The organism is Myxococcus sp. AB056 (assembly GCF_006547365.1).
Taxonomy (GTDB): domain Bacteria; phylum Myxococcota; class Myxococcia; order Myxococcales; family Myxococcaceae; genus Myxococcus; species Myxococcus virescens.
The window spans coordinates 1-17,631 of record NZ_VHLB01000132.1 but is presented as its reverse complement, the minus strand read 5'-3'; the positions used below and the strand labels follow the sequence as shown (position 1 = coordinate 17,631).

The window sequence follows — 17,631 nt, the reverse complement described above, 5'->3', positions numbered from 1 at the left end:
GCGGTGGGGCGTCTCACTCGCAGGAACCCATTCCCTGGAGGTCATCGTGGCATCGCAAGCTTCCCCGAAGGATCCGGCACCGCGCGGTCCCCATGTCGTCGTGAGTCTGCCGACGCGGGACCTGGAGCGGGCCTTTCGTTTCTACCGAGAGGGCCTCGGCTTTCGCCTCGTCGTCGAGACGGCGGACGGCACGATGCCCGAGCCCGTCCACTTCACGCTCAACGCGGGCGTCAGCCTGATGCTCATCCCCACCGGAGGCTTTGGCTGGGTGGCGGGGGGCAACAAGGTCGCGGAGCAGGGCGTTTCGGAGTGCATCCTGAGCCTGTCGCTGGAGACGGAGGCGCAGATCGAAGCGCTCATCGCCAAGGCGCGGGAGGCTGGCGCCGAAGTCGCCGCCGAGCCGAGCCAGAAGCCCTGGGGTTACTCCGCGACGTTCAAGGACCCGGACGGCCACGTGTGGATGCTGGAGAAGGGGCCCTGAAAAGAAAAACCCCGGTGTCACCGTGAAGGTGACGCCGGGGTAGTGGCCAGGGTCAGACTTGAACTGACTACCTGCGGATTATGAGACCGCCGCTCTAACCAGGTGAGCTACCTGGCCGTAAGTGAGATGCAACCTACGGCTTTTACTGCGGAACTTCCACTGCCTTCCTACCTGCTCGCCCGGTGTCCGTGCAACAGCTTTGGTAACGGGGCGGGTACTTCGCGCTTCGGGGCGGCTCTATACCACATGACGGGCGGAGGGCAACGGGAACGAAGCGCCCAGGGACCGGGCGCTGTTCACGAGGGACCCTAACAGGCACCTCGCGAGGGCTCGGCCCCGGCAGCCGTCCGGTGGACATTGTGCTGGGATGCTTGGTGACGGATGAGAACCGTGTTCGGCGAGTGCCGCGACGAGCGAGGTAGTCAGGGACTGGGCCGGAGGGGGGAATCTGGCGGGTCCACGGCGCGGCGCCGCATCCACTCGTGGGGTAGCAGCTCACCGATTCGCGATTTGGGGTGCGTCTGCACACGGAGCAGGACGTCGGCGAGGTACGTCTCGGGGTTGATACCGTTGGTCTCGCAGGTGGCCACCAGCGCGTAGAGGCTGGTGCGGCGGCCTCGTGGCCGACGAAGAAGCTGTTCTTGCGCCCCCAAGGCAGCCTTCCTGAGCGCCGATTCCGAGCGGTTGTTATGAGGGAAGCCGCTCATTCTCGCCGAAACGAGTGAGGGCCTCCCACTGCTTGCGCGAGTTGGAGATGGCCTGTCCCAGCGGACTCTTGGGCGGGTGGCACGAGACCTGCGTTTTCAACCAGGCATGCAGTTGCGTGAGGGCGGGGGCGCCGCGCAACTGGTGCAGTTCGCGATGTGCGGCACAGCGCACCAAGCCCGCGTCGCGCGCTTGGGCTGCTACTCAGTGAAGTTGCCCTGATTCGGCGCCTCTCCCGCAGTTTGCGTGATGCTCCTCGGAGGAGTAGGCAGACTCAGCAGGCTGCCAGTGACGTGGCTACATGCTGGGAATGGAAACGCTGTACTCCCTTCCCGGATGCCGAGTGGAGCATGTGGAGCGCACCGGCTCGGCGACTCTCCTTCTTGTTGTGCGCCCAGAAGGAACCGGTGCCCGGTGCCGCTCATGTCAGGTACCCAGTAATACCGTGCATAGCAGCTACGTCCGCCCCCCTGCCCACCGCAGGACACGTCGTGAAATTGCAAGTGCAGGTGCGCCGCTTTTTCTGCCGAAATGCCCGATGTCCGCGTCGCACCTTTGCGGAGCGGCTGCCCCGGTTGTTGCCGCCTCGGGCCCGCCGGACGCGGCGCTTGGCCGCCGCCCAGTGCGCCGCCGCCGTGACAGTCGGTGCGGAGGCAGGGGCAAGACTGCTTGAGTCCCTGGCTATGCCAGCCAGCCCCGACACGCTTCTGCGCCTGATACGTCGCGCTCCGCTACCGCCGCATCGAGGGGCACGGGTAATCGGCGTGGACGACTGGGCCCTGCACAAGGGGCGCACCTACGGGTCCATTCTCGTCGACCTCGAATCGCATTGCGTCATCGACGTATTGCCCGACCGTTCGACATCGACGCTGACCGCCTGGTTGCGTCGCCACCCGGATGTCGAGGTCATCGCCAGAGACCGCTCGACCGAATACGCACGTGCAGCGGCACTGGGGGCGCCCAGCGCTCAGCAAGTGGCGGACCGCTGGCATCTGCTCCTCAATGGGAGGCAGATGGCGGAGCGCTGGCTGGCGGGGGCGTACGCGCGCCTGCGCACTTTGCCGAGTGACATGCACGTGGGCGCCTCTCCAACACGTCGACACGCGTCTTTCCCACGCACTCATGCCGAAGTCCGTGCCCGTCACGAAAGCCGAGAGCAACACGCTGCCGCATACGCGGCGGTGCGGCGCCGTTTCCTCGCCGGGGAGCCACTGTCGCGAATTCAACGCACCTTGCGATTGGCACCGAGCACGGTGCGCAAGTATGCCGCCGCCGAAGCTTTTCCCGAGCGCTCAGTGCGAATCCCTGGACCGAGCATCCTCGACCCTTTTCTGGGGTACCTTACGCAGCGACATGCGGCCGGCTGTGAGAACGCCTGCGCCCTCTGGCGAGAAATTCACGCCCGAGGGTTTCGTGGCTCGGCACGGCAGGTCCATTGCTGGCTCCAGACGCGTCGCAAAGTTCCGGCCCGCACAAGGCCACGCGCAGATTCCGGCGGTGACTGGTGGGCGGAGGTCAGGAGCCTTGACTCGCTCCCATCTCCGAAGCAATTAGCCTGGCTGTACGTGAAGGCCTCGTCAGAACTCACTCCAGACGACGCGGCGACGCTGGCGCGCATTCGGCAGGACAAAGAAGCCGCACATGTCATGGAGTTGACCCGGCACTTTTGCGAAGTGGTCCGCGAGCGGGCCATCACACATGGAGCAATGCCGCGCACATCCTGTAGGCGCTTCGAGGCATGGCTGGGTGAAGCACGACATTGCGGTGTGCGCGCGGTGGAGACCTTTGCTGAAGGATTGAAGCAGGATGGGGACGCGGTTCGGGCTGGGCTGACCACGCCCTGGAGCAACGCCCAGTCGGAGGGCTAAATCACCAAGCTCAAACTCATCAATCGCCAGATGTATGGCCGAGCCAACTTCGACCTCTTACGGCGCCGCGTGCTGCTCGCCAGCTAAGCCTTCGCTTCACGCAAACTGCGGGAGAGGCACGAAACCGGGGCAACTTCAGTTCTCGTCATTGCAGGATCAGGGAGACGCAAGGTTTCTCACGGCCAAGACAGCAGGCTACCTCTTCGCCGAAGACGGGAGTATCAATCGCAGCGATCCATGGGAGGCTGCGATGATAGCTCGTCAAGCCGTCAGGTAGCGGCAGCGGGGCGCTTCCAAGAACTGCTGTCAAGCGGCTTCACCCTTGGGCTTCTGTATCGAAACACCAGCGGCATGCTGACGCAGGAGCCGGACGAGTACGGAGAAGGCCAGCTTTGGCGGGACTGCATTGCCGATGCAGTGCGCGAGGAGCCCGCGGTTCGAGTTCGGCCCGAAGTCGAACCAATCCGGGAAAAACTGCACGCGCGCTGCTTCATGGGGAGTCAGCGTACGCGGCTCTTCGGGGTGGAAATACCGCCCTTGGCCGGGGCTGCCGAACCCCGTAGTGATGGTGTGGGCGGGCTCGTTCCATTTGAGCTTCCCATACATCGCCTTGTAGCGGTGCGAGGGGTTGTCGCGATGACATCTGGGCCGGAGATGGTTCGGCAAGTCGTGAATCTCCGGGTTCTCAAGCAGATACTTCGCCCTCTCTGCATTGGCGGGACTCAACCGGGCTGGGGTGTCGAAGATTGACTGCATGGGGAACTTCTTCTTCTGAAGGTCCTGGATGGCCCACTGCAGGGTGCGAGGCTTCTCGATCTGCGGAAAGTCCAGCAGCAGTGGGACCTCTGCGCCACGATAGGCGACCAGGATATGGCGGATGCGTTTCTGGGGAACTCCGATGTCCACCATGCGCACCAAGCGGTGTTCCACGGTGTAGCCAAGGGTGCCTCTTAGGTACTCCGTTGCTCGAAGGAGTACCTCTCCATGATCGCGACGCACACCTTGGACGTTCTCGATGAGGACATAGCGGGGCTTGAGTACCTCGGCCGCTCGGACCATCACCATGTACAGCTCGTTCTTCTTGTCACGTCGGCGGGTGTGGTTGTTGAGGTCCGAGTGACCTTGACAGGGAGGGCCACCCACCAGGATGTCGACCCTGCCCACCTCGCGCCGCGTCTCTTGCTCGACGGCGGAGAGGGGCTTTCCAGGAACCAGTCCGAACCTGGAGAGCACGTCGCCTCGGTTGTTCTTGACCTGAGAGGGGAAGTTCAAGTCGTACACGGCGCGAACGCTCTCGTCCAACTCCATGGCCAGTCGCACCTCAATCCTCGCATTGATCGCGCGGCAGGCCTCCATGACTCCCAGGGTCAGGCCTCCCGAGCCCGCGAAGAGGTCAACCAGCCTCAAGCGCCCGGAACCACCAAGAGGCAGCAGTCGGATCCGGCTGCGCAGGAAGGCGGCATCACCACCATCGATTTGGTCCAGGTCGTCGCTCATCGCTTCGTGACACCTGCCTCGGAGAATCGGCGGACCAGAGCTGCTGGGTCGCGCAATGCGCACTGCCATACCACGAGAACACGATAACCGAGCCGCCTCAGTGCCAGCGCCTTGCGCGCATCTCGCCGACGGTTCGCGGCCAGCTTCGCTTCCCAGAAAGCGCTGTTGCTCTTGGGGGTGGTCGCCAGCTTGCAGCTGCGATGACCGTGCCAGAAGCAGCCGTGGACGAATACCGCCCAGCGCGCGCTCTTGTTGGCGATGTCAGGGGTTCCGGGCAAGTCCCTAGGACAGAGCCGGAACCGAGCTCCCGCCTTCCACAGGAGCCGCCGGACTTCCACCTCTGGCTGGGTGTCACGCCGACGCACTGCTTTCATCCGGCGCGAGACTTCTTCCGTTGGCTGTATCCCTGGGCGATGGAGCGTCACGCGGGAAGGATAATCACGCCTCATCAGGTTTCAGCCGCGGAAGACCTGGAGGCTACGGGCTTGGCGCAGCCTCCTGCCTCCATCGGGAGGGGACTCGTGGAAGTTCCGTGGGTGCGCCACCCGGCCGTGAGCGCGTCGGTCCTCCGTCCGCTCAAGCTCGAAGAAATACACCGGTTCTCCGGCAGCCATCGCCCCAACCCCCCGGGCAGGATTCACCCCGTCGACGATGATGAGATTGCCGTTGGCATCGCGCAGCTCCACCGTGTCGCCGCGGGCTCCTGTCACGACGCGCTCAAGCGTACCCCACACGTCCAGTGGAGGCTCCTGCCCGGGAAGCTGCGGGTGCATCCACGCCTTGGGGCCCCACTGAAGGTAGCGCCTGCATGAAGGTCGTAGGCGGCAGTCACGACATCGAGGGCCCGGCTCGGCCAGGGGCCTCGCGCTGAGCGCCTTACCCGATGGGAGCTCTTCGGAGATCGTTTCGAGCAGGGCTCGCGTTTCACCACGCTCTGTGCCACCCCACGGAACGCGGTGACGATCGTCTCCCTCAAGGAAGAGACGTACGGCCCCGGCCCCGGCCGCTTCGGCAGCCAGTGCGTACAGCCGCACCTGGAGCGTCGCATCCGGCAGCAACTGTCCCTCTTCGTCGTGCAGTCGGCCGGACTTGAAGTCGACGATGTCGAGGGTGCTTGGCACGGTCTGCTCGATGCGGTCGGCTCTTCCCCGAAGCCGCAGTGAGGGCGCAACCAGCCAAGCCTCGTCTCCCGTCTCAATCAGTGGAGTGTAAGGCCCCTGTCCTGCGGGCACTGCCAACAGGTCTCCCAGCGGCCGTACGGGCCCGTTCTTGCCCTGAAGCACCATGCGTGCGGCCCACCGCCGTAGGCGCAGCTCCCGGAGTTCCCAGATCCTAAGCCCCATCGCTTCACGTAGGGGAACGATTGCTGCGGTACCCGCAGTGGCGGCCAGTTGGGCTTCCGCCTGCCGGGTGATGTCCGCCAGGAGCAAGGAGCACGCCTCCTCCTGGGGCAGCCCGGCCCTCCAATGGCCCTCGCTCAGCTCCCGCCGCACGTGGTGGACGATAGTGCCGGTTAGGGCGTAAACGCTCGGTGGAAGGAGTGCGGAGGCGCTACGCTCGCCCAGCACCGAGAGCTTGCACCAGCGCAGCGCCCCGAAGTGTGAGGGAGAGAAAAAAGCGGGTACCTCCACTCGTTCGATCGGAGCTGGGAGTGGAGGTGGCCGAGTCATTGCTGGCTCCGTGCCTCGCTGACGATCTTCTCACGCACCAGCACCTGACGGCGCAATAGGTTGAAGCTGTCCCAGCACATGGGCAGTCCTCCCGCCTTCTTCGCCTCCGTATACGCCTGTTCCAGGATAGTTCCCGGGGGCGGTCCATTCTCTTGGCTCCAGTCCCAGAGCGGATGCCGGACGAGAACCCACGGGGTGAGTTCACTGCCCGGTTTCCGGATCCGGAAGGCGGGAACATGGCCGAAGCAGGTGCTCTCGCCCCCGAAGCGTTCGGCCATCTGCCGTGCCAACTCCTTGGCAAACTTCGGCCAGCGTGCCAGCTCCACGTACGCCTCGAAATCTCCCTTCAGGAGACCCACCCGGTAATCCGGGTCGACCATGGCCCGGATGAACGCCAGACCCAATTGCCAGTCGAGCAGTCCGTGGAAGGGCTGGTTGCCGTAGCGCCGCAGGCAGCGGTAGCAAGACGAGTCGCACCCCGTATGCTTCTCGTCGAGGAACTGCCGGAGGGGGTACTTGTTCTTCGCCTCAAGGATGGACTGGACGAGGCTGGCGATACGGGGCCTGCCTCCTTCGTGCTGGACGAGCCAGTCGCAGTAACCTGCTCCGTTCACGAGGTGGTCGGTGATCTGCAGGAGTGGTCGGGGATCCTCCCGCATGTAGCGGCGAGGCTCCAGCACGTCGAATTCATCGGGATCGATGTCCAACTCGAAGGCAGCCCGGCCTGCGATGATGAAGGTGGCCGACATCGCAGCCGCGCGAATCCCCAGCCAGCGTGTCACGTCGTCGTCGGCGACGCCCTCGTCTACGCGCGAGTACAACCGGTAGAGCGCTAGGCCGTCCGTCGTTCCGTGCGTGGCCAGGTAGAGGGAGTCCGTTGTCTTGGGCGCCGCCAGCCACATCTGTATCTCTTGCGGCTCGGGGGTGAAGGCACGCACCCGCTCGTTGAGCCCTCCGTCCATGCAGATGGCCTGATGCTCGATCTTCACGCCCCAAAGGCTGTCCGTGCCCTCCCTCACACTGAAGTAGCGCCCGGCATTTTCGTGGCTAGGCCCGCGATTGAGTCGGAACGTCCGGCTGTTTTGGTACTTGTAGGGCAGCTTCCAGGTACCTGCGGCACCGAAGCCCTGGGCCTCCTCGAACCGGATGCGGGCTGCCTCGGCCTGGATGGAGCGATGGCGCACACCGCCGTCGGCCTCCTCCTCCGTGGTGCGCGCGAAGAGAGGAAGGTCCGTGCGGAAGGCGTTGGGCACGCGGCAACTCCTGCGCGCGCCGAGGTCGAGGACCGCGCCGCACTCGCACTTGGTGACCGCTTCCTGCTTCGAGAGGTCCGTCCAAGCCTGGCAGACCGTGCACTGCACCAGATCGAAGACGTGGCCGAACGCCGATTTCTGGATGGTGTAGATGGCGTCCTTCTTGTGGCCGATGGGGGGCGTCAGGTCGGGGGTGAAGCCCACTGCCAGGTGCTCGCGCTTATCGATGACGACAGTGGAGCCGGGGGCGAACTCGTAGATGGCGAGATCGATGTCCCGGTCCACGGTGCTCCACTCGCGCTCGCCCCCACTGCGCCGTAGCCCCATGTACAGCTCGCGCACACGGGTCGGCATGCCATACATGGGCAGCAGGCCGTATTCGGCCAGCACGTGCGCCAGGCCCGTCTGTTTGATGCGGTCCACGGCGGCTCTCATGTTCTTCATGAGCTCGGGCACGTCTACCTGGAAGCGCAGCGAGCTGCCCTCCTCAAGCAGCCGCGCCAGTTGCTCGGCGTAGCCCCGCTCCTTCACAAGCGCCTGCTCCGTCCGGGTCTGCCAGGCGCTGTCCTGGAAGAGGACCGTGGGCAGGTACTCTCCGTGGATGTCCGGTGGGCTCATCAGGTCGCCCGGGAAGGGCCGCCCTGCCTTGCGCTCCTCGTCGCGCAGGCGCCGGAAGGCGCCCCACAGCCAACCCTTGCGCACGAGCCGGCCGCCGATGTGCTCCATCCGCTTGGTGAGGAACGGCGTCGGGGGAATGTCCCCCGTCATGGACTTAGGCTCGCGGAAGTAGAAGACGTCGTGGCTCTTGGTACGGCAGATCGTCAAGGCCAGGGAGAACGCCTGGCCACGCCGTCCCGCGCGACCCACGCGCTGCTGGTAGTTGAAACGCTGCGGGGGCATGTTCGCCTGGAGGACGACCTGCAGTGGGCCGATGTCGATTCCCACCTCCATGGTCGTCGTCACGGCCAACAGATCGATCTCGCTCTTGCGCTTGTAGAGCAGGTTTTGCCCCCCGAGCACGAGCTCTCCCTGCTCCTCAGAGCCGTCTTCACGGGTGCCCTCAAGCTCTGCCAGTCGTGGGACGAAGATGCCTCGGAACTCCCGCTGGCGCTCGGCGGGCTTCTCCGTCTGCCCGGTGAGTTCCTCGCAGTGGAGCCGGAAGGCGCCATGGCCGCTTGCTCCCGCCATGGCGGTGGCGCGCTCGATGCGGCGGGCCAGGAAGCTGCGCACATGCAATCGATGGACCTCTTCCTTGCGCAGCTTGGCCCAGTCGAGCCTCATGAAGCAGCGCGTGCAGATGCCGGCGCCCGGGTGCAGGTGGACGCGGGAGCACTGCTCGCACCGCACGTAATAGGACTTGTCCGAGACGAGCTGGATGCGGACGGCGGGCATGCGGATGAGCCCATCCCTGTGTCCCGCGTTTGCCAACTCGTCGAGGGCTGTCTTCAGCTGCACCTCCCAGTCGACGAGCCACGCCTGCTGGGCGAACCTTTTCACCTTGGGGCTGACCTGCGCGGCCTCCCTCCACTCGATGGGCATCTGGGGCTGGCCCGTGGAGTCCTTCTCGGCGAAAGGACTCGGCCAGTACCGATAGGCATCGGACATGACGCGCATCAGCGCGGCCAGCTCCGCGGCCCGCCGCTGCTTCTGCTCGTCCGAGCCTGGCAGCCGCTGGATCGCTACCGTCACGTAGCCCAGCCCCGACTCCTCAAGCGAGAAGTATGTCTTGCTGAAGACGACGTCCGTCATGATCCGGTGGACGGCGGTGACAAGGTCGACGCGGGCGTTGCTCATGGCGATCGCCTCGTCGGATTTCCCGGACGTCGCCCAGGTGATCTTGTCGGTCGCAGGGTCCAGCGCGAGGAGCCGGTTCCACGGAAAGCGCATCGGCACGCTGCTGCCGGGCGGCTGGCCCGCTGGGCGATCGACTCCCACGCCGTCGTAGGGATGGACACCGAACCGGGCCATCTCCGCGATCAGGGTGGGAACGTCCGAATCGGGAGTGAGACTTTCGTGCTCGGCGGTGCCGATGATGGCCGAGAGCAACGCGCTCGGCTCAAGCAGGCTCGCCAGTCGGCTTTTCGCCTCGGCGAGTTCCTTCGCGCGTTTGTCCTTGAGCTTGATGGAAGCCTGCGCCGCGGCCACCGACTGCTCAAGCAAGGCACACTCGATCTCAAGCTCGGCTCTCTCCGCGGCGCGTCCTTCAAGGTGGTGCCGGAGCGTGCGTACGAGTAGCTCGCGGCGGATGTCCTGGTGGTGGTTCTTCTCAATGGAGAGCGCGGCCTTGGCCGCGTCCTGCCGGCTGTCCGAGAACGACACCAGTTTGGGAGCCTCCACCGGGTTGGAGATACGTTGCGCGTCGAAGAGCTCGGTAGCCAGCAACTGTGTTGTCTTGGCGAAACCTGCCCGGAAGTTCCGCAAAGGAGACAGGCGGTAGCGCCTGTCGAGTCGCCCCTTGTACGAGGTGAGGCAATTGGGGCAGGAGTAGGGCACGTTGGTGCCCGGGGACTCCCAGTTGCGCTTGTGCCCAGCATCGTTGCCGCTGCTCTCAAAGTACCAGCCCTCAAGGTGCCTGTTCGGGTCGAGGTCCGAGTCCTTCACCTTGTCCCGCTTGAGGATGCCCCCCGTCTCCCGCTCAAGGACCGCCCTCAGCCACTGGCCCTTGTCCTTGTCCTTGGCATCCGTAGGTTCGTCGGCGGGGCGGTTCCTGGAATTGGGCCAGAAGAGGGCGTACTGCTTCCAGGAGAGTTCCTCGAAGCGCTGAGAGACGGCATCGTCCGGCAGTCCCTCAAGCTTTGGCTCCTGGGGCAACAGCTCGGCCAAGTAGCTGCCCCTGGACATGTCGGCCCGCATGCCCCCAAAGAACAGCTCGCCGCAGCACTCGCAGTAGACGAGCTCGAAGAGCCGGTGTTCCTGGGGGCCCTGAGGCGTCTCGATGGCAATGCGGTGAGCCTGCTCGATGGTGAGCTGGCCCACCTCGGCCCGCCGGTCCTCTTTCGTCTTCGGAGAGCCGCGGCCCTTGTGAGCCGGGGCGTAGAGGCCCTCGATGCTTCGGAAGAAGGTGTGCACGCGGAACGAGGGCAGGTCGAGGCCCGGGAGGTAGCCGAGCGCCTTAAGCCCATCCGCCGCGCCGCGAATGAAGAGCAGTCCGCGCAGGGCTTCCAGGTTCTCGGTGGCCGTGTGACCCGCCTTGCCCGTGGGGGGGCCGAAGAGCTTCCCTGCCAATTCGCTTAGGGGCTGTGCGCGTGAACGCTTTTCATCCTGCTGCCAGCACGCCCACAGTAGGCGGTTGGTCGCTTCCCTGATGGCCGCGGAGATGGCTTGGGGAAGGGGTTTGTCCATGTCGGTGCCGAGGGCCTTGCCGACGTGCCTCCATGCGCGCTCAAGGGATTCGACATCGCCGGGGACCTTCGCGAACAGAGGCTGAGCCAGGGGGACGTCGGGATCGCGCCAGCCCGGGACTTGGTGCGCCGTGAGCAGATCACGGAAGGGCTCGGGTTCCAGCCGTACCTTCGCGGCCTCGGTGGTGGGCTCGTAGGTGCCTTTCCTCTCATGCCCGGAGACGATGGCTTGGCGCCACAGGTCCTTGGACTCCTGCTCGCTCCGTTCGGCCGGGGGCAGGCCAAACGGGCCGAACATGTCCCAGAGGTACTGGGAACTCTTTTCCGCCTCCCCCTGCGGAGCGGCGGGGAGCGATGCGCTTGATGCCAGCACGCGGATCTTGCTCCGCTGCTTCGCGCTCTGCGTGAGGCCCAGCCGCTCAAGCAGCATCCGCAGCAGGAAGGACACCTCAGTGCCCGCGGCGCCGCGCTGCAAGTGAAGTTCGTCAAGCACGAGGAAGAAGTACGCATCGTCCCGCTCAAGCCACTTGCGGGTCTTCTCGAAGATGGGCTCTTCGACCTCACGGTTGAGCATGGCGCTCAACATGCTGACGTTGGTGATGAGGATGTCCGGTGGCTCCAGTTGCATGTCCCACCGGTTCGTCATCTCCGAGCCGTCCACCGACGGGAACATGAAAGGAGAGTCGTCGCCGCCCGTGGCCGAGGGGGCCTGGTGCGCGTCCTTGTCCGTCAGCTGGAGCTTCTCAAGTCGCAGTTTCGCCGCCGCTTCCGGGGGCCCGAAAAACCTCTGGTAGTCCTCAAGAAGGCTCGACAGGGAGCGCTTGCCCACCGCCGGTTCCTCCGCGTACGCGAGGAATGCCGCCGCATCGGGAGCGGCGCCGTGCTTCTTCCGATGGTCCTCAAGTCTGGCGTGCAGGTTCTCCTGGGCCTGTCTGTCCAGCGCGTGGAGCCGGGCCTGAATTTGCCCACGCTCCAGGCCCGCCATGTACTCGAAGAGCTGGTTCATCCGGCGGCCACGGCGATCCTTCTCATCCATCCAGAGAGCCTCGTACGCCACATCGCCGTTGGCGCCGGCCAGTTTGTGGCCCTCGATCTTGATGGACCCCAGCGCCTTCGCGGCGGCCTTGCCTCCCTGGAGGAAGGAATCCAGGCCGCGAGGGGTGTCCTTGGCGCCTGGATGGCCGGTGACTTCGGTGGCACCGATGTAGCGGCCGAAGAAGATGTGGTTGCCATGGAAGTGGTCCCGCATGGCCTCGCGCGCCTCGGCCGAGTCGAGCGCCTTGCGCAGCCGGACGAGCTGGTCCTCGACCAGGGCATTCATCGGGTACAGGACGAGGGCGCGGACTGCCGCTATGCGTTTCTCGCCCGCGCGGTGCCTCTCGAAGGCGGTGTTCAAGGGGTTCTTTGCGTCGGGTCGCTTGTGCTTGGGGAGCTTGAGGTAGCGCCGACCGTTCTTCTCCTCGGAGTAGGGCTGGCCCGTCTCGGGATCTACCCACCAGTGCTGCTCAAGGTAGCCCTGGGCGGGGGCTTCCCAGCCGACGGCCTCCTTGGCGATGCGCGCCAGCAGGGGCAGCATGAAAGACTCCGTCTTGCCCGAGCCCGTGCCCGAAGTGACGACGCCAGGCATGCCGGGCCGGACACCCCGGTGCAGCATCTGGATTTGGTGGCGATAGGGCGAGTACTTCGCTTGCCGCTTCAGCGGCAGCCCTCCCTTCTTCCGCGGCTCTGAGCCGAACAACCCCGCGAGCGCCAGCTCGACGAAGGCGCGCCGCGCCGCCTCGTCGAAGCCGGACAGTGGTCCGTCGGCTGAGGCGTCCGAGTAGAGAGCGTCGAACGACAGCTCTGCAGGCTCGTACCTGGGAATGGCTTCGATGAGCGGCTCGGTGCAGAAAGTGCCGGGCTGGCGCAACAGCCTGCGCCGCTCCTCGGCCACACTCTCGTCACCGATGCGGAAAGCGGTATCAAGGTAGCTGATGTAGAGCTCGCGGATTCGCTCGAAGTTTCCAATGGGGTCTTGCATCACTCTACCTTCCTTTGAATCCACGACTCGGGAACCGCCCGTGCAGCCAGGGGGGCGAGCTTTCTTCCGAACGGATAAACGTACGAAGTGACGACGCGGCGGCCCTCACGCTCGGCGAGGCGGGGGCCGGGTGCCCCGGTGCCGACCACGGTGCACAGGCGGGCCAGCGGTAGCGGCAGGTGAATGGGGGCATGGGCCAGGGTCTCAAGGACTCCGGTCTCATCGTGCGTGAAGGGAGGCCGCCCCGCTTTTTCCGCGGCATCCAGCAGCGCCCACGCCCGGGAGTAGCTCCAGCTTACGGGGGTTCCCGCCCGCAGGATTACGTAGATGGGCGCGCGCTGGCCATCACTGCGCCGCTCAAGGCCTATCTCGCCTGGCTCTTCCGGTGTCCGCAGGAAGGCGCCGGTCTTCCAGCACCAAGCCGCCTCGGGTTTGTACACCTCCGGAGGAGTGTCTCGCTCAAGCTCGTCGCGCACGGTGAAGTGCATGGGGACCTGAGCCACATCGGGCCAGTTCAGGAACTCGGGCGGGATGAAGGCCAGCTCCCTGGAGAGGGCCACGAGCGGCTCCAGAGAGCCATTCTTCGCCTCAAGGTGGATGATGGGAGGCTGGAAGCGGTTGGGCGGTGCCGCGTAGGTCAACTGCAAGCTGCGGTTCTTGCCCTCCTTCTCAAGAAGGAGGGCAATCTTCTGGGGTAACAGGCCCAGGACGGTGGCGCTGAAGCGGTTGGCCCTCCGGGAGACGACGAGCCGCGGCCTGCGGGCGACGACGAGCTTCTGCCGCCCATTCATGCGCGGCAGCGTGTCGATGGCGCCCATCTCCTCCAGCGCCCGCAGCAGGTGGAGGCGCAGCGAGTGGTGCCCGTCCGTGTCCGTGATACGGGCCAGGTGCTCGTGGGCCTCACGCAGGGGAATGCCACTGCGGGTGTGCGCGATGGAGGAAAGAACATCCAGCAGGAGCGTGGCTTCCTTGGAGTAGTCACCGCTCGCCCGTTCCGTTTCCTGGAGATATCTGTCCAGGTCCGTCGGTGTGCACGCGCTTCCGGTCCGCTGGGCAGTGGAGCATGCGGCCTCGACGTAGGCGGAGTGGATGGCCCGTACCTCGGGCCTCTCGTCGAGCGGCACATACTCGGAGCCCTCCCGAACGAAGACGGAGCTGGCTCCCCCCGAGAACGCCTTCTTCCAGTGGCGCCGGTCCTTGGAGAGCGGCGAGAAGTCGCCATCCGGCAGGACCGGCCTTCGCGCGTCCCCGACGAAGACGACCATCGTCGGGGAGTTGTTGGGACCGCAGGCCAGCCACGGAAAATCCTCCTTCGGCACGAGAGACATCTCTCCGACGCCGGACCCGAGCCAACGAGCCGTTGCATTGAAGAACACCATGTCCATGGTGCAAGTGCTGTTCCGGGTGGTGAAGCCCAGAGGAACCTCCTCTGCCGGGCCGCGCAGGGTCTCAAGTCGGCGAGAGGCCGTCTCAAGCCAGAAGTCTCCACTCGGCAGTCCCTTGTGGTCGATCGCGATGCTCAAGGCATCCAGGGCGGCCTCCGCCTCGCCCCGGCGCTCCAGGACATAGTCCTCGATGTGCACCTTCCAGGTCGCCGCGACCTGCAGCTTCTGCAACGCTTCGAGGTCGAGCTCCGCAGGAAGGAGCCACTCCTCGACCTGCTGCTCGTCAATGATGCGTTGGCACGGCAACCACAAGCCAGCGGTGGCAACCTCGACCTTCTCGGCGCCGGGGGCGTGGATGCGTGGCAGGTAGCCGTTCAGCCGGTAGAAACCGCCCATCGAGGTGCGAATCCCTCCCACGAAGTGAGGCCGCTGGGGCACCGTCGTATGCAGGAGCGAGGAGACGTCCTCAAGACCCCTGGGCAGGGAATCCAATTGGCGCAGCTGGCAGCCCTCGATCTCCTGCCAATCCGGAAGCGCCGACTGGTTTTTTTTCCCTCCGAACGCCCGGATGAAAGCCTCGACCCTGTCGTTGCGGACAACGGCGCGTTCGCACTCGGCCAGCTCTTCGCCCTGGGCGAGCCGGTACTCGCCCGAGATGACCCGCAGCAGCGGCACGACCCCGCGCGCGAAGATCCGCCGGGACGTTCCCGTGAGCAGCTGATCGAACGCCAGCCGCTGCGAAGAGGAGGGGGCCTGCGGTACGAGCCGGTAGCGGAATTCTCCCGCCTCGAAGCCAAGGGGTTCCCGGATGAAGCCATGCTTGTCGGGGTACTGCTCGGTACAGGCGATGTAGAGCTCAAGCAGGTCGTCTTGGTCGAAGCGGGCCATCAACGTGGACTGGCCTGTGCGCTCGGCTCCGCCCGTCCGGTCCAGGCTGGGCGCGCTCGCCTGCTGTACCACTGCACGCCAAAAGGGGCTATCCCGAGGGTCGCGGCCGGTGTGCAAGTACTTGTCGAAGAAGCCGTCCAACTCCTGTTGGAAGTCCTTGCCGAAGTCCTGTCTCAAGCGGCGCAGCACTTCAAGTACGAGCCGGATGGGAGGATCGTTGACGAGGAGATCCGCCCGCTCTAGCGCCGCCCTCAGGCGCAGCCGGTCCGCGTGGTTTGGGAAGGCCAGGTAGAACGAGCGCCCGATGTGCTTGCGGTAAGTCGTGTCGCGTGGTGGGAGGAGCAACTCCCGGTAGCGCTTGTGATGGCGCTTCGTCCAGTCGGCGAGATCCTCCCAGACGTCTTCGAAGCTGCCGGACTCTCTGGAGGTGAAACCGGGCGATCTTCTTCCGAGGACCAGCTTCATCCGGTTGTAGAACTGGCCCTCCTTTGGAGGGTAGCCGGACGCGACCAGACAGGTCAGCCACAGACAGCCGAAGAAGTAGGGCTCCTCGTCACTGGCGGGGCTCCAATACGCGGCGGGGCGGCCACAGTGGCGCCGGTACTTGAGGCAGTAGCTCTCAAGAGTGCACTTCTCTTCATCGAGCTCCTTGCCGATGGCTGCCGAGAAGGCCTTCAGCACCTCCTCCGCACGCTCGGAAGCCTCGCCTACGATGACGCAGAGGTCCTCGGGAGAGGCGGGGACGTACCCTACCGGTTCCGGGCTTATGCTCCTGGCGAACGTGTGGGCGAAGAGCCATTCGTTCCAGTCGGAGTAAGAAGCGCTTTTCCAGGGCCTCGGCGGCAGCGCCGATGGAGTTGGCGCTTCTGGAGCTACGGCAGCCATTCGAATATCCCGCCCCTTGATGCGGACTCACCACGAGAACAACAGCAGTGGATTAGCGTAACGACAGTAGAATAACTGCTATTCCTAGCATGTTGGGCTTCCTTACTGGGTAGGAGCCACAACATCTAGGCAGGGTCAGGCTGGATGCTGGCCGTACCGTGGGCGGCAAGGCTGCTTGAAGCATCGCGTCACGACAGGGCTTTGCATGTTCAAGCCAAGACGGGGGTATGCTCAGCTGAGGAGCCTCTTCGGTGGGCACGGCCTAGTCTGCGACAGCGGGTACGGCCTGTGTTGCCACAATGGGCCCGGTCGTTCGCCTACGCCGTGAGCTTGGCTTGCAGTCGCGCCGGACGGGTTCAAGTCCCCGTAGGTGCGGGATACTGGCCTTGGCGCAGTTACAAAGTCATGTTGGGAAGCCACCCTCTGTACGGATTCTGTACGGACCGGGCCGGTGACGTGCGTACGTCAGCGAACTGCCACGGTCAGTCAGAATAGGGGGAACGGCCAAGGGTTCAGAAGGTGAGGAGCAGGGCCGGGATTATGAGACCGCCGCTCTAACCAGGTGAGCTACCTGGCCGTAAGTGGGATGCAACCTACGGCTTTTATTGCGGAACTTCCACAAACTCTCCGATGACATGAGTCTCCAGGGGCGCTGGCTGCTGGGAGACCCTACGGATTCGCAGGGCCAGGAGCTTGATGACCCATGGCAGTTCAAGACTGGATGCCCCGTCCAGGTTGAAGCGCGACTCAAGATCCCCATCTACCGCCCAAGGAGCCCTCTCGATTATTCCCTGGCGGGTGTTGGGAACACTCCCATCGTTCACAAGAGGGTTGCGAGCATCTTCGCGGAGCTGGCGCCTGACGACGTGCAGCTCCTTCCGGTTGACGTCGACGGACAGTTCGAGCCGTACTGCATCCTCGTCGCTACTCAGCCCATCCGGTGCATCGATGACAACACCTCGGAGGAGGTGCGGTACTGGAAGCCGGAAGATGGGCGGCCTGAGAAGGTCGGGAAATACCGCGGTGTGTCGGGCATGCGAATCGACCCGACGAAGGTGGGTGGCGCGAAGGTGTCCCGGACCTGGGGATGGACCATCGCGCTCATCGTGTCCGAGAACATCAAGAATGCGCTGGAGCGTGCGCACGTCACAGGGGCGAGGTTCGAGGAGGTCACCGGACCGAGCGCCATCAGTCAGGAGGAGCGCGAACGCAACCGGAAGCTCCTGGCGCTTCGGGGCCAGACGGACGCGGCCCGCGAAGCCTTCTGGCGTACCCTGGGGAAGCTGGACGAGGAGGTCATCATCCCCATCGTCGTCGGTGGTGGCTGGCCCGCTCGGCGCCAAGTCTGGCGCGTCATCCACCGCGCCGAGGCTCGCACCCTGCTGGTGACGGACGGGCTGTTGGACTTCTTCGTGGACCGCGTGGAGCCGTCCGTGAGCTTCGGCCTGGAGCTGGCCCTGGAGACGAACGAGCCCCTCACGGATGCCGAGAGGAGCTGGCCTCTGCTGCTCCTGGAGCGGGTGGGGAACGAGCTAGCGGAACACGAAGGCGTGCGCGAGAAGGTGAAGGCGGGCTCCTTTCCATGGAGGTCGCTGGCCAGGGCATGCCCGAGCCTCTTTTGACAAGGGAGGGCGGGGC

At 65.0% G+C, this 17,631-nt stretch carries 9 protein-coding genes, 1 tRNA gene and 1 pseudogene; 3 read left to right on the top strand and 8 right to left on the bottom strand.

Annotated features, from left to right (window positions below; translation table 11 throughout):
* Positions 1-481 (top strand): VOC family protein (locus FMP39_RS34500; protein ID WP_228558585.1); only part of this gene is annotated, 481 nt, incomplete at its 5' end.
* A 43-nt stretch (positions 482-524) separates the two neighbouring features.
* On the opposite strand, the gene FMP39_RS34495 is transcribed toward FMP39_RS34500, so the two are convergent.
* The 3 genes from FMP39_RS34495 to FMP39_RS38760 all read right to left on the bottom strand — a co-directional run bounded on the left by FMP39_RS34495 (position 525) and on the right by FMP39_RS38760 (position 1,360).
* A tRNA-Ile gene (locus tag FMP39_RS34495) sits at positions 525-598 on the bottom strand.
* 305 nt (positions 599-903) lie between these two features.
* Complete coding sequence (locus FMP39_RS34490) at positions 904-1,134, bottom strand: transposase domain-containing protein (RefSeq protein ID WP_194858686.1); 231 nt, start codon at positions 1,132-1,134, stop codon at positions 904-906.
* A gap of 34 nt (positions 1,135-1,168) precedes the next feature.
* Positions 1,169-1,360 carry a transposase gene (locus tag FMP39_RS38760; RefSeq protein ID WP_368667089.1) on the bottom strand — a complete coding sequence of 64 codons (192 nt, stop codon included), beginning with the start codon at positions 1,358-1,360 and terminating at the stop codon, positions 1,169-1,171.
* A 136-nt stretch (positions 1,361-1,496) separates the two neighbouring features.
* On the opposite strand from FMP39_RS38760, the pseudogene FMP39_RS34480 reads away from it, so the two are divergent.
* Positions 1,497-3,141, top strand: a pseudogene (locus tag FMP39_RS34480) (ISL3 family transposase).
* 219 nt (positions 3,142-3,360) lie between these two features.
* Here the strand turns inward: FMP39_RS34480 and FMP39_RS34475 are convergent.
* Genes FMP39_RS34475 through FMP39_RS34455 form a run of 5 tightly spaced genes read right to left on the bottom strand, consistent with a single transcriptional unit; the run spans position 3,361 to position 15,789 of the window.
* Positions 3,361-4,551, bottom strand: coding sequence for a DNA cytosine methyltransferase (locus tag FMP39_RS34475; RefSeq protein WP_194858684.1), 1,191 nt, complete (start codon positions 4,549-4,551; stop codon positions 3,361-3,363).
* Entirely contained in the window at positions 4,548-5,000 is a 453-nt protein-coding gene (locus tag FMP39_RS34470) for a very short patch repair endonuclease (protein WP_141594245.1), read from the bottom strand. Before FMP39_RS34470 ends, FMP39_RS34475 begins: the two co-directional genes overlap by 4 nt.
* Positions 5,001-5,006: 6 nt before the next feature.
* Entirely contained in the window at positions 5,007-6,221 is a 1,215-nt protein-coding gene (locus tag FMP39_RS38755) for a PD-(D/E)XK nuclease family protein (RefSeq protein WP_141594244.1), read from the bottom strand.
* Positions 6,218-12,835 carry a DEAD/DEAH box helicase gene (locus FMP39_RS34460; RefSeq protein ID WP_141594243.1) on the bottom strand — a complete coding sequence of 2,206 codons (6,618 nt, stop codon included), beginning with the start codon at positions 12,833-12,835 and terminating at the stop codon, positions 6,218-6,220. The genes FMP39_RS38755 and FMP39_RS34460 overlap by 4 nt, the downstream gene beginning before the upstream one ends.
* On the bottom strand, positions 12,835-15,789 hold the full coding sequence (locus FMP39_RS34455; protein WP_141594242.1) for a hypothetical protein: 2,955 nt from the start codon (positions 15,787-15,789) through the stop codon (positions 12,835-12,837). The genes FMP39_RS34460 and FMP39_RS34455 overlap by 1 nt, the downstream gene beginning before the upstream one ends.
* Before the next feature lie 1,070 nt (positions 15,790-16,859).
* Between FMP39_RS34455 and FMP39_RS37625 the strand changes: the two genes are divergently transcribed.
* Positions 16,860-17,615, top strand: coding sequence for a DUF1629 domain-containing protein (locus tag FMP39_RS37625; protein ID WP_228558583.1), 756 nt, complete (start codon positions 16,860-16,862; stop codon positions 17,613-17,615).
* The last annotated feature ends 16 nt before the right edge of the window (positions 17,616-17,631 follow it).